Annotated in this window: 20 protein-coding genes; 11 read left to right on the top strand and 9 right to left on the bottom strand. The window is 63.8% G+C overall.

What is annotated here, in order from left to right:
* Nucleotides 1-9 precede the first annotated feature (9 nt).
* The 3 genes from QTI45_RS32085 to QTI45_RS32095 all read left to right on the top strand — a co-directional run bounded on the left by QTI45_RS32085 (nt 10) and on the right by QTI45_RS32095 (nt 3,474).
* Nucleotides 10-954 (top strand): ketopantoate reductase family protein, encoded by a 945-nt coding sequence (locus tag QTI45_RS32085; protein WP_286657259.1) that lies wholly within the window; start codon nt 10-12, stop codon nt 952-954.
* 96 nt (nt 955-1,050) lie between these two features.
* The gene (locus QTI45_RS32090; protein WP_286372974.1) at nt 1,051-2,013 is read left to right on the top strand and encodes a LysR family transcriptional regulator; all 963 of its coding nucleotides are present in this window, start codon (nt 1,051-1,053) and stop codon (nt 2,011-2,013) included.
* Nucleotides 2,014-2,145: 132 nt separating this feature from the next.
* A complete protein-coding gene (locus tag QTI45_RS32095; protein ID WP_286657260.1) occupies nt 2,146-3,474 on the top strand; it encodes an epoxide hydrolase family protein in 1,329 nt (442 codons plus the stop codon).
* A gap of 40 nt (nt 3,475-3,514) precedes the next feature.
* Here QTI45_RS32095 and QTI45_RS32100 read toward each other — a convergent pair whose 3' ends face one another.
* Both QTI45_RS32100 and QTI45_RS32105 read right to left on the bottom strand, forming a co-directional pair.
* The gene (locus QTI45_RS32100) at nt 3,515-4,366 is read right to left on the bottom strand and encodes a pirin family protein (RefSeq protein ID WP_286372976.1); all 852 of its coding nucleotides are present in this window, start codon (nt 4,364-4,366) and stop codon (nt 3,515-3,517) included.
* The gene (locus QTI45_RS32105) at nt 4,363-4,950 is read right to left on the bottom strand and encodes an NADPH-dependent FMN reductase (RefSeq protein WP_286657261.1); all 588 of its coding nucleotides are present in this window, start codon (nt 4,948-4,950) and stop codon (nt 4,363-4,365) included. The genes QTI45_RS32100 and QTI45_RS32105 overlap by 4 nt, the downstream gene beginning before the upstream one ends.
* 125 nt (nt 4,951-5,075) lie before the next feature.
* Between QTI45_RS32105 and QTI45_RS32110 the strand changes: the two genes are divergently transcribed.
* The 3 genes from QTI45_RS32110 (at nt 5,076) to QTI45_RS32120 (ending at nt 7,352) form a co-directional block, all read left to right on the top strand.
* A complete protein-coding gene (locus tag QTI45_RS32110; protein ID WP_286372978.1) occupies nt 5,076-5,987 on the top strand; it encodes a LysR family transcriptional regulator in 912 nt (303 codons plus the stop codon).
* A gap of 292 nt (nt 5,988-6,279) precedes the next feature.
* Entirely contained in the window at nt 6,280-6,651 is a 372-nt protein-coding gene (locus QTI45_RS32115) for a response regulator transcription factor (protein WP_286372979.1), read from the top strand.
* A gap of 32 nt (nt 6,652-6,683) precedes the next feature.
* The gene (locus tag QTI45_RS32120) at nt 6,684-7,352 is read left to right on the top strand and encodes a response regulator transcription factor (protein ID WP_286372980.1); all 669 of its coding nucleotides are present in this window, start codon (nt 6,684-6,686) and stop codon (nt 7,350-7,352) included.
* A gap of 255 nt (nt 7,353-7,607) precedes the next feature.
* Here the strand turns inward: QTI45_RS32120 and QTI45_RS32125 are convergent, their stop codons facing one another.
* The 3 genes from QTI45_RS32125 to QTI45_RS32135 form a co-directional block, all read right to left on the bottom strand.
* The gene (locus QTI45_RS32125) at nt 7,608-8,135 is read right to left on the bottom strand and encodes a hypothetical protein (RefSeq protein WP_286657262.1); all 528 of its coding nucleotides are present in this window, start codon (nt 8,133-8,135) and stop codon (nt 7,608-7,610) included.
* Nucleotides 8,136-8,337: 202 nt separating this feature from the next.
* The gene (locus QTI45_RS32130; RefSeq protein WP_286372982.1) at nt 8,338-8,835 is read right to left on the bottom strand and encodes a hypothetical protein; all 498 of its coding nucleotides are present in this window, start codon (nt 8,833-8,835) and stop codon (nt 8,338-8,340) included.
* Nucleotides 8,836-9,362: 527 nt separating this feature from the next.
* Nucleotides 9,363-9,935, bottom strand: a complete 573-nt coding sequence (locus QTI45_RS32135; RefSeq protein ID WP_286372983.1) for a flavodoxin family protein — start codon at nt 9,933-9,935, stop codon at nt 9,363-9,365.
* Nucleotides 9,936-10,308: 373 nt separating this feature from the next.
* Here QTI45_RS32135 and QTI45_RS32140 point away from each other — a divergent pair, with 373 nt between their 5' ends.
* From QTI45_RS32140 to QTI45_RS32150, 3 genes are all read left to right on the top strand, one after another.
* Complete coding sequence (locus QTI45_RS32140; RefSeq protein WP_286372984.1) at nt 10,309-10,842, top strand: hypothetical protein; 534 nt, start codon at nt 10,309-10,311, stop codon at nt 10,840-10,842.
* 14 nt (nt 10,843-10,856) lie between these two features.
* The gene (locus tag QTI45_RS32145; RefSeq protein WP_286372985.1) at nt 10,857-11,483 is read left to right on the top strand and encodes a cysteine hydrolase family protein; all 627 of its coding nucleotides are present in this window, start codon (nt 10,857-10,859) and stop codon (nt 11,481-11,483) included.
* Nucleotides 11,484-11,616: 133 nt separating this feature from the next.
* The gene (locus tag QTI45_RS32150) at nt 11,617-12,924 is read left to right on the top strand and encodes an Nramp family divalent metal transporter (protein WP_286372986.1); all 1,308 of its coding nucleotides are present in this window, start codon (nt 11,617-11,619) and stop codon (nt 12,922-12,924) included.
* A gap of 301 nt (nt 12,925-13,225) precedes the next feature.
* On the opposite strand, the gene QTI45_RS32155 is transcribed toward QTI45_RS32150, so the two are convergent.
* Nucleotides 13,226-13,789 carry a Dps family protein gene (locus tag QTI45_RS32155; protein ID WP_286657263.1) on the bottom strand — a complete coding sequence of 188 codons (564 nt, stop codon included), beginning with the start codon at nt 13,787-13,789 and terminating at the stop codon, nt 13,226-13,228.
* 306 nt (nt 13,790-14,095) lie between these two features.
* Between QTI45_RS32155 and QTI45_RS32160 the strand changes: the two genes are divergently transcribed.
* A complete protein-coding gene (locus QTI45_RS32160; protein WP_286657264.1) occupies nt 14,096-14,536 on the top strand; it encodes a DUF2721 domain-containing protein in 441 nt (146 codons plus the stop codon).
* Nucleotides 14,537-14,614: 78 nt separating this feature from the next.
* Here QTI45_RS32160 and QTI45_RS32165 read toward each other — a convergent pair whose 3' ends face one another.
* Complete coding sequence (locus QTI45_RS32165; RefSeq protein ID WP_286657265.1) at nt 14,615-15,457, bottom strand: Bug family tripartite tricarboxylate transporter substrate binding protein; 843 nt, start codon at nt 15,455-15,457, stop codon at nt 14,615-14,617.
* A gap of 405 nt (nt 15,458-15,862) precedes the next feature.
* Between QTI45_RS32165 and QTI45_RS32170 the strand changes: the two genes are divergently transcribed.
* Nucleotides 15,863-21,457 carry a trifunctional serine/threonine-protein kinase/ATP-binding protein/sensor histidine kinase gene (locus tag QTI45_RS32170; RefSeq protein ID WP_286657298.1) on the top strand — a complete coding sequence of 1,865 codons (5,595 nt, stop codon included), beginning with the start codon at nt 15,863-15,865 and terminating at the stop codon, nt 21,455-21,457.
* 126 nt (nt 21,458-21,583) lie between these two features.
* Here the strand turns inward: QTI45_RS32170 and QTI45_RS32175 are convergent, their stop codons facing one another.
* Both QTI45_RS32175 and QTI45_RS32180 read right to left on the bottom strand, forming a co-directional pair.
* On the bottom strand, nt 21,584-23,170 hold the full coding sequence (locus QTI45_RS32175) for an aldehyde dehydrogenase (NADP(+)) (protein ID WP_286657266.1): 1,587 nt from the start codon (nt 23,168-23,170) through the stop codon (nt 21,584-21,586).
* Between the two features lie 131 nt (nt 23,171-23,301).
* Nucleotides 23,302-23,994, bottom strand: coding sequence for a response regulator transcription factor (locus tag QTI45_RS32180; protein ID WP_286657267.1), 693 nt, complete (start codon nt 23,992-23,994; stop codon nt 23,302-23,304).
* Nucleotides 23,995-24,051 lie beyond the last annotated feature (57 nt).

Raw genomic sequence — 24,051 nt, forward strand, 5'->3', positions numbered from 1 at the left:
GGAACGACTGTGAACCCACTCAGGATTCTGGTGCTCGGAGCCGGCGGCACCGGCGGCTACTTTGGCGGCCGCCTCGCCGAAAGCGGGGCCGACGTGACCTTCGTCGTCCGGGAAGCCAGGCGAAAGACCCTCTCCGAGCAGGGCTTGCGGATCGAGAGCCCGTTCGGTGATGCCCAGCTGGCGGTCAAGACCGTCGTGGCGTCGGAACTGAGACCGGTCTATGACGCGGTGATCCTGACCTGCAAGGCCTATGACCTCGATGCGGCCATCGCCACCATCGCCCCGGCATTGGCGCCGGACGGCTATGTGCTCCCGTTTCTGAACGGCAAGGCGCATATGGACGTGCTGAACGAGAAGTTCGGCCCGCATCGCGTGCTCGGCGGTACCGCCAAGATCCAGGCGACGGTCACGCCGACCGGCGCGATCCGGCAGTTCAATGACTGGCGAACGCTTGTCTTCGGCGAGCAGTCCGGCGAGATCACCGGGCGCGTGAGGGCATTGGCGGCTCTGTTCGAAGCCGCGAAGGGCGTGGAGGTCTTCGCGGTCGCCGATATCGTCCAGCGCATGTGGGAGAAGCTGGTTCACCTGTCGACCGCGGCGGCCATGACGTGCCTCATGCGGTCCAACGTCGGTGAAATCGTCCGTACCCCGCACGGCCGCGAGATCTTTCTCGATCAACTCCGCTGCGGCGCCGCGATCGCAGCCGCCAACGGCTACGCGCCAAGCGCGGCCTTCATGAAGTCATGGGAGGAGACGTTCTCCCAGCAGGACTCGCAATACTCGACGTCGATGCTGCGCGACATCGAACGGGGCGGGCAGACGGAGGCGGAGCATATCCTCGGCTACATGCTGGACAAGGCCGTCAATTCCGCCATAGCGTGCAACACGCTGCTGCTCGCCTACACCCACGTCAAGGCCTACGAGCAGCGTCGGGCCGCGGGCCGCCTTCCCTGACTTGTCTTCCTTCGGATCGCGAGCGATGCTACAAAACGCCGCATCGCGAATGAATGCCCAGGCCCGGGCGTTTCGTGTTGCGCAACGAGGAACGAAGTGGATCGAATTGACGCCATGAAAGTGTTCGTGGCCGCGCTCGACGAGGGCAGCCTCGCGGGCGCGGGACGCAAGCTGGGCAAGTCGCCAGCCGCGGTGAGCCGGGCAGTCGCCTTCCTCGAAGAGCACGTAGGCACGGAGCTGATGCATCGCACGACGCGCTCGATCAAGCTGAGCGAGGCGGGCGAACGCTATGCGGTGGCCTGCCGCCGCATCCTCATCGACCTTGAAGAGGCCGAGATGACGGCTGCCGGCGAGCGCTCCGCGCCGCGCGGCACTCTTACGCTCACTGCGCCGGTGGCTGCGGGCGAATCCATTCTTCGCCCCGTGCTGGACGAGTTCATGGACCAGTATCCGGACGTCTCCGTGCGGCTGCACATGCTGGACCGTCCCGTCAATTTGATCGACGAGGGCATCGACATCGCGCTGCGCATCGCGCACCTGGCCGACTCCACGCTGGTCGCGTTGCATGTGGGCCAGGTGCGCCGCGTGCTGGCCGCGTCCCCGCGTTACCTGGCACGGCACCCGCCCATCGCGCAACCCGCCGACCTGGTCCAGCACGAGATCATCGCGATGACGCACTTCGGCATCGACTCGTGGAGCTTTCCGCCAGCGGGCGAAGGCTCGGGCATGCCACGCACCGTGCAGTTCACCCCGCGGTTGGTCGTCAACAGCATCCGCGCCGCGGTGGCGTCGGCGGTGCAGGGACGCGGCGTCGTGCGCATGTTTTCGTACCACCTGGCCGCCGCCGTGGCCGACGGCACGCTGCGAATCATCCTGTGCGCGGACGAGCATCCGCCGTTGCCGGTGCATTTGGTGTCGCCGCAAGGCCGGCTGGCGATTCCCAAGGTGCGTGCCTTCGTCGACTTCGCCCGGCCGCGTCTGCGCAGCGCCTTCGAGGCGCTGGCCCGGGACTGCGAGGACGATGACGCAGGTCGATCCGATCGATCTGCGCAAGAGTGATCGCCGCGCGCGGTCTCCATTCACTCGCTGACTGCGGAGTTCCATTGCACCAAGGTATAGCCGACACCTTCGTCCAATGGACCGGCGCCTTCTCGTTTGGTCTGATTTCGTTCCCCAAACAAGGATTCGGCCATGACCACTTCCTCATCCCTGACCCGGCGCGACTTTGTTGCTGGTTCGACCGCGGCGCTTTCCGCCGGCCCCCTCGTCCTCGCCTCGACGCTGCAACCTCATCCGGCCAACGCAGCCGCTGCGACCGAACGCAACAAGCAGGCATCCGGCTCGGATGCGATCCGACCGTTCCGTCCGAGCTTTTCGCAAGGCGAACTGACGGACCTGCGGCGGCGCATCAAGGCGACCAAATGGCCGTCACGCGAAACGGTCACCGATGCATCGCAGGGTGTGCAGTTGGCGACGACCCAGGCGCTCGCGCGCTATTGGGCGACCGCCTATGACTGGCGCAAATGCGAGGCCAAGCTGAATGCGTGGCCGCAGTTCATGACCGAGATCGACGGGCTGGACATCCACTTCATCCATGTTCGGTCGACCCATCGGAACGCGCTGCCGCTGATCATCACGCATGGGTGGCCCGGTTCGATCATCGAGCAGCTGAAGATCATCGGGCCATTGACGAATCCAACCGCCCACGGCGGCAACGCATCCGACGCTTTCGATGTCGTGATTCCGTCGCTTCCGGGCCATGGGTTCTCGGGCAAGCCAACCGCGACCGGTTGGGACCCGATCCGGATCGCGCGGGCGTGGACCGTGCTGATGAAGCGCCTGGGCTACAAGCAATTCGTGGCGCAAGGCGGTGATTGGGGCAATGCGGTCTCCGAGCAGATGGCCGTGCAGGCTCCCCCGGAATTGCTCGGCATTCACACGAACATGCCAGCCACCGTGCCAGACGACGTTGCCAAGGCGCTCCAGTTCGGCAACCCGCCGCCGGCGGGTCTCTCGGCGGACGAGAAGCACGCGTTCGATCAGCTCGATTTCTTCTACAAGCATGGTGTCGCCTACGCGCAGGAGATGGGAAACCGTCCGCAGACGCTGTACGGCATCGAGGATTCGCCGATCGGGCTCGCCGCCTGGATGCTCGATCATGACGCGCGCAGCTACGCACTGATCGCGCGCGTCTTCAACGGCCAGTCGGAGGGTCTCACGCGAGACGACATCCTCGACAACATCACCCTCTACTGGTTGACGACGACGGGCGTCTCGTCGGCGCGCCTGTACTGGGAAAGCAAGCTGCCCTTCTTCGCTCCGAAGAACCTGTCGATTCCCGTTGCCGTCAGCGTATTTCCGGACGAGATCTATGCTGCCCCGCGCAGCTGGACGGAGCGGGCGTATCCCAAGCTCGTCTACTTCAACAAGGTCGACAAAGGTGGCCACTTCGCGGCGTGGGAGCAGCCTCAGCTCTTTGTGTCGGAGCTGCGTGCGGGCTTCAGGTCGCTGCGCGGCTGAGCATGTGCGACGGGTTCTGGCAGAGGGTGCCCACGGGGCGTCAGCTTGCGCGCTGCTCCGGGCTCAGTCGCGCGCCGATGCGGCGAATCTCCGCCTCGCCCCGCTCGAGAGCTTCGGGGCTCGTATGGACCGAGTAGTACCCTGTGACGAGCGCATGGGGATGCTTCGCGGCCGAGCCCAGGACGAACGCCGTATCGCCATGAGCCTCGACGTCGATCGCGACACCGGATTCTTCGAACACCGCCAGTTCACCCGTGGCGACAGGGCCGCCGCTGCGGTCGCCCACGCCCAGGCCACCTTCGTTGACGGCAACCCAGGCCACCGTATGGCCAGCAGGCGGCGCGTAACGCCATCGCTGGCCGTCGGTCAGTCGCACGGCCAGGTAATTCATCGGAGCCGGCGCCGGAATGTGACTTGTGGCAACTCCGTAGCTTCCGAGCAGCACGCGCACGGGCCCCACCTGCGGCACCTGGGAGGGCGCCAGGTAGAGGCTTTGGGCCGGAGCGTTTTCTTCCGCCGCGGGCAGCGCAACCCAGAGCTGGAAGCCGCCGACCGGCGAGCCGCCGAGGGGCGCGCCGGTGTGCCACACGCCATTGCCGGCGCGCATCCACTCCACGCCACCTTCGGGCAGGACTCCCTTCTCGCCGGTCGTGTCTTCATAGCGCACGCTTCCTTCGGCCATGTAGGTCAGCGTCGCGATCCCCGAGTGCGGGTGCATGCCGAAGCCTTTGTAGCCAGGGTCGGCTTCAAAGGCGAAGTGGTCGAGGAATACGAAGGGCTTCAACAATTCGCCCAGGTCACCGGGGCTGACAAGACGGGTGATCGGGCCCTGCCTGCTGCCCCGTGTCCGATGGACGATCGCGCGCCCTGTGGACGCCGTGGCGGCGGTCATGACGCCTCCCTTTGGGCCTTGAGCGCCTTGGCCCACCAGGCCAGGTCGTCGAGCATTCCGGCGGCTGCTTGCGCCAGATGAGGGAAGTCCTCGAAGTTCTTGCCTTGTTGCCAGATACCCAGGAACTCCACCATGCCGACGTGGACCGCATTTCGAACCGGCGCCATCTGCAGTTCGATGGCCACCAGGCGAAGCTGCTCGATGGCGCGGGCCGCGCCGACGCCACCATAGCCGACGAAGCCGATCGGCTTGCGATTGAACTCCTGGCAGGCGTAGTCGAAGGCGTTCTTGAGAACCGCGCTCGGGCCGTGGTTGTACTCGGGGGTGACCACGATCAGTCCGTCGAGCGGGGCGAGCTTGCCGGCCCATCGCCGGGCCGCCTCGTTCTGCGCCGGAGCGTAGCTCAAGGGAATGGCCTCGTTGAAGAAGGGCAGGGGGTGATCGCGCAGGTCGATCATTTCGACGGCGGCGAGGTCGCTGCGCTGCTTGGCGATTTCGTGTATCCAGTGCGCGGGTTTCTCGGCGAAGCGCCCTTCGCGGGTGGAGCCGATGACGATGCCGATGCGTGGTTGCGGTGAGCTCAAGTTGTTTCCTTGCGTATGCGCCGGAGGGGTCCGGCCCGATGCTCGAAGGTTAGGGCGACCAACGCCGGTCGACTAGCCGGCAGAATCGGATTGCACTCATCCATCGCTGAAAGGAATCGCGTCTCATGTTCGACCTGAACGACATTGCCATGTTTGTGCAGGTGGTGCGCGCCGGCAGCTTTGCCGAAGCGGCGCGGCGGACCGGCGTTCCGCCCAATACCCTGAGCCGACGCATGCAGCAACTCGAGGCCCAACTGGGCACCCGACTGATGCAACGCTCGACGCGCAAACTCGCTCTCACCGACGCAGGCCGGGAGTTTCATGACCGCTGTGCAGGCGCAGTGGACGGGCTCTTCGAAGCCGGACAGGAGTTGAAGACCGGGAGCCAGGAGCCCAGTGGGTTGGTACGCGTTGCCGCGCCCGCAGATTTCTTCGACTTCTTCCCGATGACTTGGGTGGCGGACTTTCTTGCCGCGCATCCGCGGGTGCGGCTCGATTTCGTTCTCAGCGATGCCCCGGCAGATCTGATCGCCGAGCAGATCGACGTCGCATTTCGGGGCGGTGCGATGCGCGATTCCGGCTACGTCGGACGTCAACTTCTGGGCGTTCGCAGTGATGGCATGGTGGCCAGCCCCGCCTACCTTGCCGCGCGAGGTGTCCCTGGCGTGCTGCAAGAACTGGCAAATCATGACTGCGTCAACTCCGCGCACCCGAGCGGCCGCACCACCTGGCGCTTGTGCGGACCCGATGGGGAGGAAGAAGAAGTGCAGGTCACCGGCCGCATCAGCGGCAACACCGCGCAGGCGTTGCGCAAGGCGGCCCTGGCCGGACTCGGCGTCGCGCTGCTGCCGCAAGCGCTGGTCGGGCGCGACATTGACGCCGGCCTGCTGGTGCCGGTGATGCCGCAGTACCGACGAACCGGCCGAGGGCTGAGCGTGCTGTATCCAAGCCGAAGGCACCTGCCGCTGGCGGTGTCGGCATTCATCAACCTGGTGCTGGAGAAGCTGAGCGCGGTGGAAGGATCCGACGCTGTTTGAGCTGCACATCTCCTGAGACCTTGCCGTACCCGGCCCGCCGATGAAGGCGACATGCCAACATCGGCGCGAATGCGCCCGGCGGAGAAGTGGATGCGCCATCTGGACAGCATGTTCAGGCGCTGCGGGGCGAACCAACACCAAAGTATTGTTTACGTCCGTCCGGGAAGCGAGCATCCTACGGGATGACGAACGAGCTTGGGTCGCCTGTTGCGTGTCTTGATCGGCAAGGCTATGGATTGCGGTTCAGAGGGCATCTGCATAAGATCATTCCGGAAGCCGTAAGGACGCCCGCATGCATGCTCAGTTGGTAGTATCGGTAGTAGATGATGACGAGTCGGTTCGCGAGTCGCTGCCTCCTCTCGTGACCGCGTTTGGCTACGCCGCGCGTTCGTTCTCGTCAGCGCTGGAGTTTCTTGCATCCGACGGCATCGAGGGGACCGACTGCCTGATCCTCGATATCGCGATGCCAGGCATGTCGGGCCCAGACCTTCATCTGGAACTGGGGCGACGTGGATGCCGTGTACCGGTCATCTTCATCACGGCCCACAGGGATGAGTCCCTTCGGCAGCGCCTGCTTCGACAAGGGGCTGTCGAGTGTCTGTTCAAGCCCTTCAGTGACGTCGATATGCTTCAGGCGTTGAAGGCTGCCACGACGGCACCCTGACCATCGCGCTTCTGAAGTCTTGAGGAATCGGTATGCACACGAGGATCGAAAATGACAAACCGCAATCGCTGGCTGAGGCGCAGCCCACGCCCATCGTGTTTGTGGTCGACGACGACATCTCGATTCGCGAATCGCTGGAGCTGTTGATCCGATGTGTGGGATGGGTGCCTGAGGGCTTTGCCTCCGCGAAGGAGTTTCTGGCCCGCCCCCGGACGATTGCACCCAGCTGCCTGCTGCTTGATGTCAACCTTCCAGATCTCAACGGCCTGGATCTGCAAAAGCAAGTTGCCGCCGATCGCATGGACATGCCGATCATCTTCATCACCGGCTACGGCGACATTCCGATGACTGTCCAGGCGATGAAGGCCGGCGCCTTCGAGTTTCTGACCAAGCCCTTTGACGACCAAGTACTCGTGAGCACGATCCAGAAAGCGATCGAGCGAAGTCGCGCTGCCCTCGACGACGAGGGGGAGATGCGGGCGCTCGCAGACCGCCATGCTTCGCTGAGCCGCCGCGAGCGGGAAGTGATGGGTCTGGTGATCACCGGGCTGTTGAACAAGCAGGTGGCGGGCGAACTCGGAATCAGCGAGATCACCGTGAAGGCCCATCGCGGCAGCATGATGCGCAAGATGAAGGCCGCGTCACTGCCGAACCTGGTGAACATGGCAGCGAGGCTGGGGCTCCCGGGTCCGGCCCGATAGCCAGATAGCCAGATAGCCAGGTGGCCCGGAGTGACGTCGCGTCGACCCGCGTGCAGCCTGCCTGGTGCCCGATTCGCTTTTCAATCGGCACGCCTCATGAGGGGCGTTGGACTGGCGTCATGGGGGCGCTCTGTGTCCTGTATTGCCGGGTGAAGGTCGGTCGACAGCCGCCGAGCAACAAAGGGCATCGAGGACTCGCCCATCTCCCGGCGGCGCGGAGGAGGGCGAGTTGACCTGCCCAGACGCGCCGAGCCTTTACTTCCCGCCGTAGTTGTCGCTAAACGAAGGCAGCTGGCCGGCCTTGTTTTCCCTTGCTACTTCTGATCGGCTGGCCTTGCGGCCAGCGGAGCGTTCCTCGCGCGACAGCTTGGCGGTGGCAGCCGGAATCGGGTCCCCTTCGCCTGGCATGAACTCTCGCGTAGCTTCGGCGCCCTCGGGGATGCGCGCCTTCCTCGCCGCGGCGCGATCGGACTTGGACACTTTGGCCCTGGGCTCAGGCTTCGGGTCTCCCTCGCCCGGCTTGAAAGCGCGCGAGGCTTCAGTGCCCTGCTCCTTGCGCTCCGCACGGGCCGCTGCCTTGTCTGTGGGTGGCGTCTGCGCATAGGCCGCGGAAGCCAGAACTTGGGTGCCGACGAGGGCGAGTGTCGAGAAAAGATGCTTCATTTCAAACTCCTTAGCTGGTGGTGGCCAGGCATCGAAAGATTTCGCCTGGAAGAAACCGGTCTTCGCGACGCGCAGTGAAGACGCAACGCCATGACAACAGAAACCGGGTGGCGCATCCATTGGACGATGGTGTTGCAGATACCTTGGTATCGGCCGTCCCTCGCGTCGTGGTATGGCCAATCGATACGCGTTGCGGGGTGGACGCTTGGAAGAGTCTCGTGGTTGAAGGGGGCGAATGCGCTCGACGAATTGCCATCCGCTGGTTGGGGCAATTCACGCGTGGAGACCGGGAAGCGATCCATGCGAGGCCGGCGTAAGAAACCTAGCCGCGCAACAGATACCGCTCGGCACGCGCCGCGTCGATCACCGCCGACGCGTTCTGATCCAATTCCTCAAAGGGCTTGGCCTCGGCCAGCCACGCGTTCGGCGTGACGAGCCAGAGGCATACCTCCCAATCGCTCAGCGCCGGGACCAGCTCGGAGATCACCGCCACGACGCGTGAACGAGGCACCATGCTGGGCAAGTCGAACTGGAACAGAGGCAGCTTCGTGCCAGAGCGCCACTGGAAGCTAAGCACGCGATGGTCGACGATCCAGCGTGCCAACTGTGAGATGGGCTGATCCGTATGGCGGTTCAACATGGAGACCACTTCGTCGGCACTGACGATGCCCCCACTGGCACGGAAGGCAGCTTCCATCTGGCGATACTGCGTGACTTCTGCTGGCTGCAATAGCGCGGGAATGCAGGGACTGGGTCGTGTCGAACGCTGAAAAGGTGGAATCGCGAAGGGTTGTGAATGGCGAGCGGCTTGGTCGATCATATCGGCTCCTTGGTGGGTCTCATGCTCCTTCCAGGATGGACGAGAGCACTTCGATGCAGATAGGGATTCAATAGAAATGCCACCTGTGACGCCATTGCACGATGGTGTCAGTCTCCCACTTGGACGTCCGAAGGTAGAGGGTTTGATCCGCCATCGGTCCAACGAAAGAGAGAACTTGGGCCGAACGGTGCAAGTTCAGGTCGGCCACGCGTGGAGCCGCCGGAATTCGTCGGTGCAGGCGTGCAGAAACGCCGCTGCCGCGCGAGAGGGTCCGGTTCTCCCGCTGGAGCGATGGCCTCAATGTATTGAGGCCAGCATTCCCTCGCGGCTCGACAGTGCGAACTACGAATTCGAACGCATCCCGTGCCCAAGGGGGGTAGTGCCGCTGCCTGAGAAGGCCAGGATCTCGTGCTCGGCGGGTGGCTCGCGAGTTCAACTCCGTGCAGTCCGCCGTACGCTGCGTTACCGATCGCGCCCCGCACGGCGCCGACCTGGTGACGCTGGTTCAGACGCCCGATCAGGCACACTCAGGCGACGTCTGCGCTTTCCTGCAAGCGGGCGAGCGTAGCCGCCACGCGTTGGCCGAACAGGTGCGCCGTTTCCAGATCCCCTCGGACCATTTCTTCGGGCGAGGCATCTGATGGCGTGGTGGTCGCAAGGCCGGTGAAGGACGCAACGAAATTGATGTCGTCTCGCTTGGCTGCCTTGGTCGTGCTCGGCAGCAGCCCGGTGCCCACCCACAGCATGCCGTGTTGCTGCGACATGGTGAACAGTGCGTAGAGCGTCGAAGCCTTGTCTCCATTCATTCCGGCGGAATTTGTGAATGCCGCGGCAAGCTTGTCCTTCCACCCCATGACAGAAAAGACCTTCGAAGATTCATCGATGAACTTCTTGAACTGCCAGCTGACACTGCCGATGTAGGTCGGCGTTCCGAACACGATGGCGTCAGCCGCAGCCAGTTGCTCCCAGCCGCCCGGCGGGAGATTGCCGGCTTCGTCGACTCTCAGCAATTGGGCCCCTGCAGCGGTGGCCACTGCTTGTGCGATCCGCTGGGTATGGCCGAAGCCGCTGAAGTAGACGACGATGATGGATTGGGACATGCTGATTCCTTGGTGAGTGGGTTGAATCGGATCCGACGCGCTACCGGGAGAGCGCGTCGCTTTCTGGGTGCTGACCAAGTGTCGGGAATCCCCAGCGCCGCGCCTACGCGCTTGAGACTTAGCTCTTCCTAGTCCAAACGATGCAGGGCTTGTTCGGACAGCGTCGCCAACGGCGGCTTGCTGCCAGCCCGGAGCTGACCGGCTGGGCGCAGGCCGATGTCCGGCATCACGCGGACGCGAGGGGCGGTAGTAGGTCTTCGGACCGATCCATCGATATGACGTCAGCGTGATGGCGCCGAAGGGGCCGCTCTCTAACCTTTGCCGCATCGCATTGCACATCTCGTGCTGCGAATCAACCCGGAAGGAGATCCCAATGGAAGAGAACACGCTCGTCGAATCAAGCTATTCAGCGACCATTCATGCACCGATCGAGAAGGTCGATATCGCTGAATGGTGCTTCACCCTCCCCGAGTCGGAGTACCAGAAGGCCTCGCCTGCGCACAACGCCTGCGGCACGACCACGACGGACGACGGACGCCGCATGTCGATCAACGTCGAGATCCTGGGCGGAAGCGTGATGGTCCAGCACTATGTGGAAGAGATCGGCAAACCCGATCACCTCAGGCTCGTCTCGAACTCCGACATCTTCACGCCGACCGGTCGAACCAAGGTCGGCGTGATCTGGGACCTGAGCGTCAAGAGAATTGACGATCAGACGTGCGAGTTCAGGAACACGGTGCGTAGCACCTTCACGCCCGAGCTTCTGACCATGATTGCGCAACAGGGGATTCCGCGAGAGGTGTTCCAGGCCACTCGTCGACCGATCTCGGAGGCTCACAACCGGCAGGAGACGCCATGCTTCGCCAAGAGCATCGAACGCCACGCCTTGGGCCGAGCCACGCCCTGACTGGAAGGCGAAGCATGGAAACCGTCACATACGACAAGAAAGTCACGGGACTTCTCGTGATCGATCCCTACAACGACTTCATTTCCGAGGGCGGCAAGATCTGGGATCGCCTGAAAGGCGTCGCGCAGGCGAATGGATGCATTCCCAACATGCTCCAGGTCCTTGAGGCAGCCCGGAAGGCGCAGCTTCGCGTCTTCTATGCGATGCATCACCGCTACCGGCCCGGCGACTACGAAACCTGGAAGTATGTCGCGCCGATCCAGAGGGCCGCTTGGGGCCGCAAGAGCTTTGAGTTCGGAACCTGGGGTGGCGAGATCCGAAGCGAGTTTGCTCCGCTGCCGGGCGAGATCGTGGCCCAGGAGCACTGGTGCTCGAGCGGCTTCGCCAATACCGATCTGGAACTGCAACTCAACAGGCACGGCATTCACCAGCTCATCGTTGTCGGCCTGGTCGCCCACACCTGCGTGGAGGCCACGGTGCGCTACGCGGCGGAGATCGGCTACGAGGTGACGGTCGTCAGGGATGCGACTGCGAGCTACACGGAGGAGCAGATGCACTCTGCGCTCGATGTCAACATGCCGAACTACGCCAATGCGATCGTGACGACAGAGCAGATCGTCGCATCGATCTCTTCGCTCTAGGCGGCTGCGCTCGCGAGTCTCATCACTGGACTCGCGTTTTCAATGGGCGATCGAAATCGGGGGTCGTCGGGCTTTCGATCGGGGTCCGGTCGCGGCGAACCATCACATCCATCCGTGGACAACGAGCAGGCGAATGTCATCCCTACCGCACACCTCAAGCGCACCGTTCTCGCCGACGGACGTACGCGGCAGCATCGCCACGTTGCCAGGAGGTCGCGCCTGGCGACATCCGCTTCGATTTGCCGGCCCAGGGCTGCTGGTGGCGGTAGGTTACATGGACCCCGGCAACTGGGCCACGGACATAGAGGCCGGTGCTCGCTATGGACCCACTTTGCTGTTCGTGGTGGCAATCGCGAGTTTGGCTGCCATGCTGCTGCAGACGCTTGCACTCCGCCTTGGTCTGGTGGCACGGTTGGACTTGGCGCGCGCTTGCCGCGGGCACTATCGGCCGGCGACAAACCGTGTGCTTTGGCTGCTGGCCGAACTGTCCATTGTCGCGTGCGACGTCGCGGAGGTGTTGGGATGTGCGTTGGCGTTGCAGTTGCTGTTTGGTGTTTCGCTGCCCGTCGGGATTGCAATCACCTCACTGGACACGCTCATCGTCCTGGGTCTTCGAGGAAAGGGATTTCGGCATGTCGAGGCAATCGTTCTTGCTCTCATCGCAACCATTGGGATCTGCTTCCTGGTGGAGCTGATTCTCGTGGGACCGCACTGGGTGGAAGTGGCCCGCGGCTTCGTGCCTCGGTTGGAGGCACTGCAGGAGCCGCGCGCCCTTTATCTTGCGGTGGGAATTCTGGGCGCTACCGTGATGCCGCATAACCTGTATTTGCACTCGTCCGTCGTCCAGACGCGACACGTGAACAATGATCCGGAGAGCCTTGCATCTGCAGTGCGCTTGTCCACCTTCGACACAGTCATCTCGTTGCTGCTCGCGCTGTTTGTGAACGCCGCGATCCTGACGCTGGCGGCCAGTGCCTTCCACGCCACGGGCCATCACGACGTTTCGGAGATCCAGGATGCGTACCACCTGCTGGACCCCATCGTCGGCACGAGCCTGGCATCCGTGCTGTTCGGTATCGCATTGCTCGCGTCCGGGCAAAGCTCCACGATCACCGGCACGATCGCGGGCCAAGTCATCATGGAAGGGTTCCTGGATCTGAAAATATCTTGCTGGCAGCGTCGTCTCATCACTCGCGGCTTGGCGCTGCTGCCCGCGCTGGGTGGCGTGCTCTGGTTGGGCGACGGCGGCGTCGGAAAGCTGCTGGTCGCCAGCCAGGTCGTTCTTAGCTTCCAGTTGCCTTTTGCAATCTGGCCCTTGCTGCGGTTCACCAGCGATCGATCGCTGATGGGACACTTCGTGAACGGGCCTTGGCTGAAAGCCGGGGGATGGACCATCTTCACGCTGATCGCGATGGCAAACCTCTGGCTCCTGTTGAGGTAGGAAACGGTCTTCTTCATGCGGGTCGGTCGCCGACGGCGCTTTCGGCTTGGAGCGTTTGGCGGCCGAACGCGAATCAATGAGGCGCTGTCAGCGGCGGTGCTTCGGGCCACGATTCGTCGGACGCGCATTCCGAGGGGGAAGGGGTCCCCGTTGCTGCTTCAGGGCTTTCGCACTGAGTGCAGCGGTGGCACTCGTGACCGGAGTGCCATCGCCCCCTCTTGCGGGTGGTTTCCCGGCGGCGATTCCCCATGCAGGCGGATCGCTTGCCGGAAAGGACTCCAGCCCGGCCTCTTCGACCGCGTCACGCGGCGGCATGGGCAGCGCCCTGCGCGGTGAGATGCCGCAAGACGAACCAGCTTTGGAGTTCATTGCCCCGTACCACCTGGCCGACGATCAGGTCGTTTGTGCCTTCGTCGCCTGCCGATGCCGCCTCGCGGGACAGGGGTCGTGCTTCGAGAAGGATGAACTCGTGCGCATCGACAAGCCGCCGCAGCTGGTCGATGGTGCTCTCGACGCCGCTGGGAGCGCGTGCCAGTCGGGTTTCCTCGACCACGTCGCGAGCCAGCGCGCGAGCCACGCCTCCGAGGGCCTGGATCCGCTCGGCCAACGCGTCCATGATGATGTCCTGCTCGGCATAGTGCTTGTCGAACAGCAGGTGCAGTTCGTAGAACGTTGGCCCCGATGCCTGCCAATGCGCTTTCTTGTACAGATCGCGAACGGCAATGGTGTGGGCCAGGAGACGGTTCAAGGCGGCGACGCTGCGGTGGCGAACGTCGTCTGCGAGGCCCAGCCGGACCGGAACCAGACTTCCGAAGGATTGCAGGGTCGGGGAGTGCTCAGGCTGAATTTGAAGCTTGTTTTCCATGCTGCGCCAATGTGGTTGAGGATCGATCACACATTGTTCGCCATCATTCTCGACCTTGTATCCGACCGATGGCCGTGATGCGACTCGCTCTCGCGGATGGGCAGTCATTCGGCCTTCAGAAGGGGACTCATGTCCGGCATGCAGAGGGTGTTCTTTGGGCGCGAGCCGCTCATTCTTTGGGCATGACTGCAAGGCACCAACTGCACGCTCAAACCGATCTCGCACCAGCGTCAAGTCGCTTCCGGGGCGTCAGTGCGAAGGTCGGGAGCCGCGACGGATCCGGTCAACCTGTTTGCAACTCAGATCGTGAACCCCAGTGACGTGGCGCACGCGATTCAGCTGGCACTCGCACCTGTTTTCCTGCTGACCGGCATTGCGGGGCTTCTCAACGCCATGGCAGGGCGCCTTGCGCGCATCGTTGACCGCGGGCGGCAGCTGACCGAAGGTCCGATTCCGCGCGAACGCCAAATCGTGGCCGCAATCCAGGTTGAGCTGGACAGCCTGGAGCACAGGCGCTACTTGGCGGGTGCAGCGATAACGGCCAGCACGTTCTCCGCGCTGCTTGTCTGCACGGTGATAGCGGCGTTGTTCCTCGAAGTGATGTTGCAGATCAGGCTGAGTTGGCTTCTGGGGCTTCTGTTCACCGGCGTGACGTTGACCTTGGTGGTCGGCTTGGCTTACTTTCTTCGGGAAATCCAACTGGCCACCAGAACAGTGCGCATCCCGACTCCAAGTTGCTTGCGGTAGGCTTTTGTCAATGGGCGCAGCTGCCCGGGGCTGCTGCGCAGCTTGGTCACGCCACCCGACGGCGTTCGATGCGGGCGGTCAGTCGAGACGAATGCCTGTAGCGACCACGATCCGGCGCCAGGCCGCGATATCGAGCTGCCATTGACGCAGAAACACCTCGCGACCGAGAGGCTCCGACTCATATCCGAGGACCCTCAACGCCTGCTGCACCGACACCTCGGCCAGCGCCGCTCGAAGCGCCGATTCAAGGCGTGCCAGTACGGGCCCCGGCGTGCGTGCGGGCGCGAACAGTGCGCACCAGCTCTCAGTGGTGAACGGAACGCCTGACTCAGCCAGCGTGGCGACCTGCGGCAACTGGGGGTACCGCGACGTGCCGGAAATGACCAGAGGGATCACTTTGCCCTCGCGAGCCAAGGCGAGGGCACCCGCCATGTCGCTGACCGCCAGCGGGATCTGCCCGCCCAGCAGGTCTTGCATCATCGGTCCGATGCCTTGATATGGTACGTGCGACAGATCGATGCCGCGATGCAGCCGGATCGCCTCGGCGACCAGATGTCCGCCTGAGCCGGTTCCCCACGAGCCGTAGAGCAGCGGCAGCGAGGCGGCCTGCGAGACGGCGATCAGACCCTCCAACGATCGGGCCTCGAAGGCCGGATTTGCCACCAGCAGCAGCCGCGTGCTGCAGACACTGCCCACGGCGGTGAAGTCTTGGTCGGGGCGGTAGGAGAGTCTTGGAAACACGCTCGGCGCGATGGCGTGGGTTGCGCTGGTTCCCATCAGCAGCGTGCGCCCGTCGGGCCGTGCATGCGCGACCTGTACCGCTGCGCGCCGGCCGGTGGCGCCAGCGACGTTGCTGACGATAACGGTTTCCTTCAAGTGGGCGCTCAGGGACCTCGCGAGGATCCTGCCGATCGCGTCCACCGGACCTCCTGCAGGAAACGGCACCACGAGATTCAAAGCCGGGTCCATCGCACGGGTTGGCGGGGGGATCCCATAGGCAAGCGCGGTCGCGAGCACGACGCGCCGCGTGACCCCGGGCAAGACCCGACGGTCTGGACCCGAGCTCGGATCGGGCCATGCTCGTCGAGCCCGATTGTCGAGCGTCGTCCGCATTTCTGGAGGCTTTGCCGGCAAATCTGTCCTTGGTCATCGATGCCAGGCGATCGGTGACCCTCGCTGACACTCGGCTCTCGAAGCGAACGATACTACTCGTGTCCCGGATACCCCGCACGTCAGTGAGTCGAGGCGAAGCCTTGCAGGAGGACGCTGCGCCGTGGACAACAGGTGGTGGATGCCCATGGAGACGTCCCGCTGGCTCGTCGCAACATGCTAGGAGAGACTCTGAACCTGTCAGGCTACACGCTGGAGTTGCTCCGCCGGGACAGCGAGTTCACGCTCCTCCGAGGCCGGGCCACGGCGAGCGCGACTACCTCGCCGAACACAGTCCTGGTAGCGACACCGACGCCTGAGCAACCACGGACCGATCGCCTGCGCATGCTGGAGCACGAGTTCAACCTGCGGAGCGAGCTCGAATCGAGGTGGGCCATCAGACCGATCGCCATGACGCGTTGGCAGGGACGCACCGCCCTGGTGCTGGAGGACGTGCCGGGCGAGCCCCTTGATCGCCTGCTCGAAGCGGCGCCGACAGGAACTGCCTCGGTTTTGTCCCGCTCTGGCAAGGCCCCGATGGCGCTTGAGCTTTGTCTTCGCCTCGTGGCGGGGCTCGCAGGTGCCATCGGCGAAGTGCACCGTCGTGGCATCGTTCACAAGAACGTCAAACCGGCAAACGTCCTCGTCGACGTTTCGACGAGCCACGTCTGGTTGACCGGGTTCGGGATTGCTTCGAGGCTGCCGCGCCAACGTCAAGTGCCCGTGCCCCCGGAGACCATCGCGGGCACGCTCGCCTACATGGCGCCCGAGCAGACCGGGCGGATGAACCGTTCCATAGACGGCCGCAGCGACCTGTATGGGCTCGGAATCGTCATGTACGAGATGCTGACCGGCACGCTGCCGTTCGCCGCCAGAGACCCGATGGAGTGGGTGCACTGCCACGTGGCCCGCCAGCCACCGCCGCCAGAGCTGAGGGCGGCCAATGTTCCTGCGCAGGTCTCCGCGATCGTCCTGAAGCTGCTCGCAAAGACGGCCGAGGATCGCTACCAGACGGCCGCGAGCCTCGAACGCGATCTTCGACGGTGCTTCGCGCAACTGGAGCGCGAAGGCCGCATCTCCAGTTTTCCATTGGGTGAGCACGATATCCCTGATCGCCTGCTGGTCCCGGAGAAGCTCTACGGCCGGAAGGTAGAAACAGCACATCTTCTGGCCGCCTTCGAGCGCAGCGTTCATGGCGGTGCGCCTGAATTCGTCTTGGTCTCCGGCTCCGCAGGTATGGGAAAGTCATCGCTGGTGAACGAACTCCACAAGGTGCTTGTGCCGTCGCGAGGGCTCTTCGCTGCGGGCAAGTTCGATCAGTTCAAGCGCGACATCCCGTATGCAACGGTGGCACAGGCTTTTCAAGGCCTGCTTCGCTCGTTGTTGACCAAGAGCGAGGACGAGTTTGTCCAATGGCGTGACGCGCTCCGCGAGGCGCTCGGACCGAATGGCCAACTCATGGTGGACCTGGTCCCTGAACTCAAGCTGATCATTGGTGATCAGGCACCAGTGCCGGCGTTGTCGCACCAGGATGCGCAGCGCAGGTTCCAACTGGTCTTTCGACGCTTCCTGGCAGTGTTCGCCACGCCAGAGCATCCGCTGGCTCTGTTTCTCGACGACCTTCAATGGCTGGACTCGGCGACGCTTGATCTCCTCGAAGACCTCCTGGCGCATCCGGACGCGCGTCACCTGCTCCTGGTTGGTGCCTATCGTGACAACGAGGTCACGTCGTCCCATCCGCTGCGACGCATGCTCGATGAAGTGCGCAAGGTGAATTCCTCCGTCCACGAGGTTGCCCTGGTGCCCCTGATTCGCGAGAGCGTGACCCAAATCGTTGCCGACTCGCTGCATTGCGGCCAGGAGCATGCCGTCGGACTCGCGGAGCTGGTACATGAGAAGACCGGCGGCAATCCATTCTTCGTGGTTCAGTTTCTTGGAGCGCTTGCCGAGGAGGGGATGGTCCGCTTCGATCCAGACACCCCGCGCTGGATATGGGACCTCGACCGCATTCGCGCCAAGGGATACACGGACAACATCGCCGACCTCATGATTGGCAAGCTCCGCGGCCTCCCTCCGCGCTCCCTCGAGGTCCTGCAGTTGCTCGCCTGTCTCGGAAGCAGTGCCGAACTCGAACTGCTGTCGATGGTACGCGACGAGCCGGACGCCAAGCTTCTGGACGATCTGCATGAAGCACTTCGAACCGACCTCATCCTGTATTCGGAGGGCTCCTACCGTTTTCTTCATGACCGCGTTCAAGAGGCGGCGTACTCACTGATTCCGCAGGCCATGCGTCCTGCCTTGCACTTGCAGATCGGCAGGCGATTGGCCCAGATGATCCCCCAGGAAAAGCGGGACGACGCGATCTTCGAGATCGTCAATCAGTTGAACCGAGGCGCCTCGTTGATCGCGTCGCCAGCTGAAAGGGCGCACCTCGCGGAACTCAACCTGGTGGCCGGCAAGCGGGCGAAGGCCTCGACGGCATATGCATCGGCCCTGGGGTACCTCGTTGCCGGTGCCGAGGTGCTGTCCGACGCGGGCTGGGACCGGCGGCCCTACCTCAGGTTCGCACTGGAACTGCACCGGGCAGAGTGCGAGTTCCTGACGGGCGAGCTGTCGGCAGCCGAGGGCCGCCTGACTGCACTCGTGTCTCGCGCCATCGAGCCCATGGACCAGGCCGCGGTGGCTTGCCTGCGCATCGATGTCTATACCACGCTGAACCACAGCCATCGAGCGATCGACATCTGCCTTGACTACCTTTGGCGTCGAGGCGTCGAGTGGTCACCGAATCCGACGCAGGAGGAGGCGCGTCGCGAGTACGAGCGAATGCTGGTTCTCCTCGACGGCCGCGAGATCGAGGAACTCATCGACCTGCCCCTGATGAGCGATCCGCAATCCGTGGCCATGCTGGAGGTGCTGAACAGGGCTGTCACACCGGCCTCGTTGACGGACGAGAACCTTCTGTCCTTGCTCCTCTGGCGCATGGTCAATCTCAGCCTCGAGCATGGCAATACCGACGCGTCGTGTCTGGCTTACGTCCACGCCGCCAGGATTGCCGGGGCCCGCTTCGGCAACGACAATGCCGGACTTCGCTTCGGGCGCCTCGGCTTCGACCTGGTCGAGCGGCGCGGCCTGCGGCGGTTCGAGGCCAGGACGCGGCTGAGTTACGCGGTCTCGGTGGCCACGCGTACGTCGCCATTGCGAGAAGTACGCAGCCTCATCCGCGACGCATTCGATGCCGCATGTGCCGCCGGTGACCTCACGTATGCGGCGATCTCGTTTCAACACCTCATCTCCAATCTACTGGCCGCCGGCGATCCGCTGACAGACGTGCAGCTCGAAGCCGAGCGCGGCCTCGCGTTCGCGCAGCGTGCCGGCTTTCGTCTGGTGGTCGATGTCATCGCCATTCAGCTGGCGTTGGTGCGCATGCTAAGAGGCCTGACACCCGCGTTCGGCCACCTCGATGACGCGCAATGCCATGAAGCTCAGATCGAGAAGCGTCTTTCGAGCAGTCCTGGGCAAGCCTTCGTCGAATTTCGATACTGGACCCGGAAGCTCCAGGCGCGCTTCGTCGGTGGAGACCCTCGAGCCGCCCTTCAAGCCTCCTCGCAGGCGTGGCGGCTGATTTGGACATCGCCATCCTCCCTCGAAGCCGCCGAGGCTCACTTTTACGGGGCGCTGAGCCACGCCGCCGCCTGCCGCGACGCGTCGTCGGGCGGACGCCAGCAGCATGTTGGAGCGTTGCGCGAGCATCACACGCATCTCGTGGAGCTTTCCCGGAACTGCTCCGAGAGCTTCCAGCATCGCGCCCTGCTGGTCGGCGCGGAACTCGCCCGCGTCGAGGGCCGCGAGAGGGAGGCCGAGCGCTTGTACGAGACCGCGATTCGCTCGGCGCGCGAGAACGGATTTGTCCACAACGAAGCGCTCGCAAATGAATTGGCCGGACGCTTTCATGCGGCGCGCGATTTCCCGACCATCGCGCTGGCGTACTTGCGCAACGCGCGCTGGGGCTACGTTCGCTGGGGCGCCGGAGGAAAAGTGCGGCAGCTCGACCAGTTGTACCCGCAGTTGGGCACGGAGGAGTCCAGTGCTTTTGACGGCACGATCGCGGCACCGACCGAGCACCTTGACCTCACCACCTTGATCCGGGTGTCTCAGGCGATCTCTCGCGAGGTGCTGCCCGAGAATCTGATCGACACCTTGATGCGTTCGGCCATCGAGCACGCGGGTGCACAGGGTGCGCTGCTCATTCTCGCAAAGGGGGCACAGCTGCGGATCGCGGCTGAAGCGACCACACTGAGCGATGCGGTGAGCGTGCAGCTGGTCGATCAGCCGGCCGACGGCGAGAAGCTGCCACAGACTGTCTTGCGTTACGTGCTGCATACGCAGGAAAGCGTCGTTCTGAACGACGCATCGGCCACTTCTCCTCATTCGTCAGACTCTTACGTGGCGCGCCGTCAGGTGCGCTCCGTGCTGTGCCTGCCTCTGGCGAATCAGTCGAAGCTCGTCGGCGTCCTCTACTTGGAGAACAATCTGGCGCCGAGCGTGTTTCTGCCGGCGCGCATCGCTGTGCTCAAGGTGCTGGTCTCGCAGGCCGCCATCTCGCTCGAGAATGCCCGTCTGTACCGCGATCTTGCAGAGCGCGAGGCCCGGATTCGTCGCCTGGTCGATGCCAACATCATCGGCATCTTTATCTGGGAACTTGCGGGTCCCGTGCTCGAAGCCAATGACGCCTTCCTGGAAATGGTGGGCTACGAGCGCGAAGACATCTCCACGGGCAGGCTGCGATGGACCGACCTGATCCCACCGGAGTTTCGCGAGCTCGCCCGACAGACCTGGGCGCCGCAGCTTCTGACCAGCAAGACGCTGCAGCCCTTCGAGGCGGAGTATGTTCGCAAGGACGGCTCGCGCGTCCCGGTTCTCATCGGTGTCGCCATCTTCGAGGAGCCCGGCGAACGCGGGGTGGCCTATGTGCTGGATTTGACGGAGCGCAGGCGCGCGCACGATGCACTGTCCCAGGCGAGCACCAAGCTCGAACACATGTCCCGGGTCATGTCGATCAGTGCCCTTACCGCATCGATCGCCCACGAGATCAGCCAGCCCCTTTCGGGCATTCTCGTCAACGCCGCTACCGGCTTGCGTTTGCTGGACGGTGTACCGGTGGACACCGAAGGCGTGCGAATGACGATTCAGCGTACGAAGCGCGACGCCGAACGAGTCTCCCATGTCGTAGATCGGCTCAGGGCACTCTTTAGCAAGAGGGATTTCGCGCCGGAACCCCTCGATCTGAACGAGGCGGCGAGGGAGGTTCTCGTCCTTTCCGCGAGCGACTTGCAAAGGCGACAGGTGGTCGTGCTCCAGGAACTCGATGAGGATCTTCCGCATGTCATGGGAGACCGCATCCAGTTGCAGCAGGTCATCCTGAACCTGGTTCGCAACGCCGCTGAAGCGATGGAGAGCGCAGTCGGTCGAGCGCGCCAGCTGTGGGTTCGGACCGCGCTCGATGCGAGTCGCAAACGCGTGACCTTGAGCGTCCGCGATGTCGGAGAGGGACTGCCGTCGCAACAACCGGAAGCCCGGTTCGAGGCCTTCCAATCAACCAAGGCGGGCGGTATGGGCATCGGGCTATTCGTCAGCCGCTCGATCGTCGAGCGGCACAGCGGCCGTCTTTGGGCTGAATCCAATCTCGATGCGCCCGGTGCCACCTTCTCTTTCACGGTACCGTGCGCCCCGAGCGCTGCCTGGAGCACGCCGCCTGAATCGGCCGCTCCGTAGCGCATTGTCTCGACCCGACGGCGGCATCGGTTCTTGGCACCTTCTTCGGACCCTTGATCGGCCGATCGCAGTCGGGGCTGGCCTGGAAATCCGTTCGGACATGGCACACAGGCAACGGCCTGGGTTTCACGGGGAGTCGGGGCAGGCGCTTTCGCCGTCCACCAGCCGGGTCAGCTTGAGAGGGTTGTCCGCCCGAAGAGCCTCAGGCAGGAGCGCTTCCGGAAAGCCCTGATAGCAGACCGGTCGCAAGAACCGGTCGATGGACGTCATGCCGACGGACGTGAAGCGACTGTCCGTGGTGGCAGGAAATGGGCCCGTGTGAATGGCTGCATGGGAGACTTCCTGGGGATGCGAGAAGGCGTTGGCGATCAGACGGCCGGTGCGCCGCTCGAGGATCGGAATCAGGCGTGAAGCGGTCGGGGAGTCCGAGTTGTCCAGGTGAATGGTTGCCGTCAGCTGGCCGCGAAGCGATCGCGCCACCCGGACCATCTCATCGACGGACGCTACGACGACCAGCAGGGCGGAGGGTCCGAAAACCTCCTCGGAGAGAGCGGGCTGGGTCAGGAACGTCGATCCGCTCGTTTCGAAAAGACAGGCCTGGCCGTGCCATTGGCCGGTCGGCGCCTTGCCTTCGGCGATCCGGCGCGCGCCATGGTCCCGCATTCTCGTCAGGCCGGCCGAGTAGGCGCGGAAGATGCCAGGTGTCAGCATCGTCCTGGCCTCCGTCGCAACGACCATTTTTGTCATGGCCGCGCGAAGGCCGGCGAGGCCCTGACCGTCTACGGCGATTGCGATAGCCGGTTTGAGACAGGCTTGCCCGACGTTCACGAGCATTCGCTCGATGAACCCTGCGCCGATCTCTGCACCACGGCCGGCCACGGCGCCCGGCAGGAGGAAGGTGGGATTCACGCTCGTCATCTCCGCAAACACCGGAATCGGCTCTTCGCGCGATTGCGCAGCGCGAAACAGCGCCATCCCGCCGCCTTGGGAACCTGTGAAGGTGACTGCCTTCACTAGCGGATGCGTGACCAGCGCCTCCCCGATCTCGTTGCCCGGCCCGCGCAAGAGCGAGAACACGCCCTCGTGAAACCCGCTTTCGCGGACCGCGTCCCGAACGGCTCTGGCCTCTAGTTCCGAGGCGCCCGGGTGCGCGTTGTGTGCCTTGAGGATCACGGGGCAACCTGCCGCCAGGGCGGAGGCCGTGTCACCGCCGACCACTGAATAGAGGATGGGGAAATTGCTTGCCCCGAAGATGACCACGGGGCCCAGCGCCACCTTGTGCATGCGGTGATCCATGCGTGGACGGGGCAGACGCTCCGGTTGGGCCGGGTCGATGGCCACCCGCTGGAAGTCCCCGGATCTCACCACCTGCGCGAACTGGCGCAGCTGCGTTGCCGTCTTGAGCGCTTCCAATTCCAGCGATGCTGCGGGCAGGCCCGTCTCCATGGACGCGCGCAGCGCCAGTTCGCTGCGCAGAGCGTCAAGATTGGCTGCGATGCGCTCGAGGAACGCTGCGCGCAGTGACGGTGTGGTTTGGCTGTAGCTCTCGAAAGCCTCATCGGCCAGCCTTGCGGCGCGATCGACCTCTGCAATGCCTCCAAGCGAGAACGGCGGGTCGATCTCATGGCCCGTGTCGGGATCAAGTGCACGCAGGCTGCCTTCGGTTCCTATGACATCGATGGCACCGATGATCAGTGTTCCAGTCAGATTCACATTGATCTCCAGGTTGAATTCGAGGCGGCGCTATCTCACCGAAGAGATCGTGTGAGTCAGCCGTTGAGCGGGATGGGAGGTGGACAGCTGAGTCACGTGCCTTGCTGAGTTTCGCGGCATGCAGATGCGCCTCAGGCAAACTGCGGTCGCGCCTCGAGCATGCGCGCGCTCGGCCCAAAGCTGGCGAATGAAGTCGGCTTCTGCTCGTCGACCAGGCCGCGATTGACCGCGATGCTGGCGGCTTGCGTGCGGGAAATGGCACCGAGCTTGGTCATGATGGCGCTCACGTGCGACTTCACCGTCCCCAGCTCGATGGCGAGGTGCCTGGCGATCTCCTTGTTGCAATGACCCGTCGCGACGAGCCTTAACACTTGGTTCTCGCGCAGGGTGAGGACTGCCCCGGCGAGGCTGTCAGCCATGCGCTGCGCCGCGACGGGGCAGAGGTACCTTGCGCCGTTGCCCACTGCTCTGACAGCGTCGACGAGCTCAACCAGCGAGCCGCCCAGCAGCAGATACCCGTGAACGCCATGCTGGACGGCGCGCCGGATATCCGCCTCGCGGTCGTTGGCGGTGAGCGCCAGGATTCTCGGTCCAGCCGCTTTCCCGTGAGCCGATTGGCGACCCTCTTGAATGAGCCGTAACGCGTTTGGATAGTCTGCGATCACTATATCGATGTGGACCGGGCGGCACGTTGCGTCGTCACTGCCGTCGACGAAAATCTGAAGGTCTTCATGCTGGCGCAACGCCGTGACGAGACCGGTGCAAACGATAGGGTCAGGGTACGTGACCATGACGTTCAATGGACGAATCGGAAGGCGGTTCATTTGACTTCTCCTAAGATGATGGGGAATTGCCGCGTCGGCCCTGGGCAGAACCGGCGC

The sequence above is a fragment of the Variovorax saccharolyticus genome, assembly GCF_030316765.1.
GTDB classification, from domain to species: Bacteria; Pseudomonadota; Gammaproteobacteria; order Burkholderiales; family Burkholderiaceae_C; genus Variovorax; species Variovorax saccharolyticus.

Bases quoted from the DNA above. Each gene is read 5' to 3' on its own strand.
- QTI45_RS32110 (WP_286372978.1), top strand. From the start codon at position 5,076: ATGTTCGACCTGAACGACATTGCCATGTTTGTGCAGGTGGTGCGCGCC.
- QTI45_RS32125 (WP_286657262.1), bottom strand. From the start codon at position 8,135: ATGGATGCGCCACCCGGTTTCTGTTGTCATGGCGTTGCGTCTTCACTG.
- QTI45_RS32145 (WP_286372985.1), top strand. From the start codon at position 10,857: ATGGAAACCGTCACATACGACAAGAAAGTCACGGGACTTCTCGTGATC.
- QTI45_RS32150 (WP_286372986.1), top strand. From the start codon at position 11,617: ATGTCATCCCTACCGCACACCTCAAGCGCACCGTTCTCGCCGACGGAC.
- QTI45_RS32120 (WP_286372980.1), top strand. From the start codon at position 6,684: ATGCACACGAGGATCGAAAATGACAAACCGCAATCGCTGGCTGAGGCG.
- QTI45_RS32115 (WP_286372979.1), top strand. From the start codon at position 6,280: ATGCATGCTCAGTTGGTAGTATCGGTAGTAGATGATGACGAGTCGGTT.
- QTI45_RS32155 (WP_286657263.1), bottom strand. From the start codon at position 13,789: ATGGAAAACAAGCTTCAAATTCAGCCTGAGCACTCCCCGACCCTGCAA.
- QTI45_RS32135 (WP_286372983.1), bottom strand. From the start codon at position 9,935: ATGTCCCAATCCATCATCGTCGTCTACTTCAGCGGCTTCGGCCATACC.
- QTI45_RS32095 (WP_286657260.1), top strand. From the start codon at position 2,146: ATGACCACTTCCTCATCCCTGACCCGGCGCGACTTTGTTGCTGGTTCG.
- QTI45_RS32180 (WP_286657267.1), bottom strand. From the start codon at position 23,994: ATGAACCGCCTTCCGATTCGTCCATTGAACGTCATGGTCACGTACCCT.
- QTI45_RS32170 (WP_286657298.1), top strand. From the start codon at position 15,863: ATGCTAGGAGAGACTCTGAACCTGTCAGGCTACACGCTGGAGTTGCTC.
- QTI45_RS32100 (WP_286372976.1), bottom strand. From the start codon at position 4,366: ATGACCGCCGCCACGGCGTCCACAGGGCGCGCGATCGTCCATCGGACA.
- QTI45_RS32140 (WP_286372984.1), top strand. From the start codon at position 10,309: ATGGAAGAGAACACGCTCGTCGAATCAAGCTATTCAGCGACCATTCAT.
- QTI45_RS32130 (WP_286372982.1), bottom strand. From the start codon at position 8,835: ATGATCGACCAAGCCGCTCGCCATTCACAACCCTTCGCGATTCCACCT.